Annotated in this window: 1 protein-coding gene; it reads left to right on the plus strand. The window is 70.6% G+C overall.

What is annotated here, in order from left to right; translation table 11 throughout:
- Window positions 1-47: 47 nt before the first annotated feature.
- On the plus strand, window positions 48-2,344 hold a 2,297-nt coding region (locus I71_RS04705), incomplete at its 3' end, for a chemotaxis protein CheA (protein WP_244433634.1).

Here is a 2,344-nt window from a genome sequence, read left to right on the forward strand (position 1 = left end):
CCGCCCAACCGCCGCCCCCGCCGNTACGCCTGCATGAAAACGAGCGGATGCTGGGGCTTTTCGTCGGCCTGCTGCATGATGGCATGGCGACGTTGACCCGCGCTCTCGACCTGGACAGCCTGGACGAGGAGGGCGCCCGCAGCGTCGACGACACTGCCGACCGGTTGGAACTGGCCTGCGAGCGGCTGAATTTCCTGCCCTTTGCCGATACCATGCGCCGCTTCCGCGACGCACTGGCCGCCCGTGACGCCGACGGCATCCTTTGCGAGCTTCAGGCGGTCGCCTCCGCCAGTGCCCGCATCGGTCGGCTGACCGGCAAGGATGCCGGCGCGGCGATCCTGGCGACGCTGTTGGCCGACCACAATGCCCAGATCCTGGCTCAGGGCGGCGCTCGCGCCGATGCGCTGCTGGCCGACCCGGCGGCACTGGCCGATCCGTCCGCCGCTGCCGAACTGGGCGGGCTGCTCGACCGCATGGCGGCGACGCTGGACATCATCCGGCTGCCGCGCGGTTCGGTCCTGCTGCGCGTGCTGGCCGATGTGATCCGTCGCGCCGCTCCCTCCGGCGATGCCCCCGATCATGCCGACTGGCCGGCGCTGCTGGCGGATGCCCGTACCGCGCTCACGGAGTTGACGGAGCGGGCGGCGCGCGAACCGGCCGAGGATTTGGATGCCGACACCGCCGCCATGCTGGAGGGGCGCCTGCGCGCCTTCGTCGATGCCGTCTCTGCCGAGCGGGAGGCCGGGGAGGCGCGTCGGCCGCTGACCGCCGACGAGCTGTCCGCACTGGGGCTCGATCCCGGCCTGCTTCGTTTCCTGTCGCCGGACAGCACCGCCGACCTGCGGGCCGCCATCGCCGACACGGAAATGCGGCTCTACGAGGTCACCGCCTTCCTGGAAACCTCACCAGAGGTTGCGTCCGGCTTCGTCCAGTGGATGGGCAGCAAGGTGCGCGCCATCACCAACTGGCCGGAATTCATCGACGGCAAGACCTGGTTGCGGGTGCTGATAGCCTCTCCGCAGGAGCGTTCCACCTTGGCCGATGCGCTGGCTGGCATCGACCCTGGCGGCGGCTTTCTGCGTATCCGGGCCTGCCTGCCCGGTGGGCATGGAGAAGAGGGGGAACCAGCCAAGCCCGGGACGACGGAGCCGCCGGCCGAGCCCGCCTTGCCTGCAGCCAGTGCCCTGGCGGCGATGCCCGCGGCGCTTCCGCCTGCCAGTCCGCCCACCGCAACGCCCGTCCGTTCCGCGACGAACGGCGGTGGCATTCTGCGCGTGCCCGGCGAGGCGATCGACCGTTTCATGGCCCGCATCGACGGCATGGTCCTGCTGTCGGGTGACCTGAACGCCACCGCCAACGATTTTCGGCTGGAAAGCGCGCTGGCTTCGCTGACGGAACGACTCGGTGCCGGCGATGCCGATCTGCGCGCCCTGCGCGAGGCGGTCGAGCATCACCGCCGTGACCTGCTGGATCTCGACACCCAGCTCAGCCGCTCCGTCGACCGGCTGCGCGAGGCTGCGCTGGACCTGCGGGTCGTACCCATCGAATCGCTGTTCAACCAATTTCCCCGTGTGGTGCGTGAACTGGCGCGGGTGCAGGGCAAGGCGGTGCGCTTCGCCACCGAGCGCGGCGATGTCCGCATCGACAAGAGCATGGTGGAGATGCTCTACGACCCGCTGATGCACATGGTGCGCAACGCCATCGACCATGGCATCGAGCCGCCGGCCGACCGCGAGGCGGCCGGAAAGCCGGCCCAGGCGACGCTCTGCCTGCGCGCCATCCAGCGCAACAGCCGTGTGGTGGTGGAGATCGCCGACGACGGCCGTGGCATCGTAACGGAGGCGGTGCGCGCCAAGGCGGTGCGCCAGGGCCTGGTCGCCGAGGAGGACAGCCACCGCCTGTCGCCCGACACGGTGCGCGAGTTCATCTTCGCCCCCGGCTTCTCCACCGCCGAAGCGGTGACCGAGACCTCGGGCCGCGGCGTCGGCATGGATGTGGTGCGCACCGCCATCACCCGGCTGGGCGGCAGCATCGCCATCCGCACACGGGAAGGCGCGGGTACCGCCTTCGCCATCGACCTGCCGCTGTCGGCGGCGATCCTGCGCACGCTGCTGGTCCAGGTCGACGATCAGGTGCTGGCAATCCCCGACCGCTTCGTCGAGGAGGTCTGCGGCTTCACCGCCGACGATTTCCACCGTGTTTCCGGCTGTTGGACCGTGATGCGCCGCAAGCGTGTCCTGCCGGTGGTCCGTCTTGCCGACGCACTGGGCTTCCCGGCTGGTGGGGACTGGCCGCCGTCCGGTCCCGGCCAGCGCCTTGTCGTCGTGCTGCGCCAGGCCGCCGC

It is taken from the genome of Azospirillum sp. B506, from assembly GCF_000333595.1.
Lineage (GTDB): Bacteria > Pseudomonadota > Alphaproteobacteria > Azospirillales > Azospirillaceae > Azospirillum.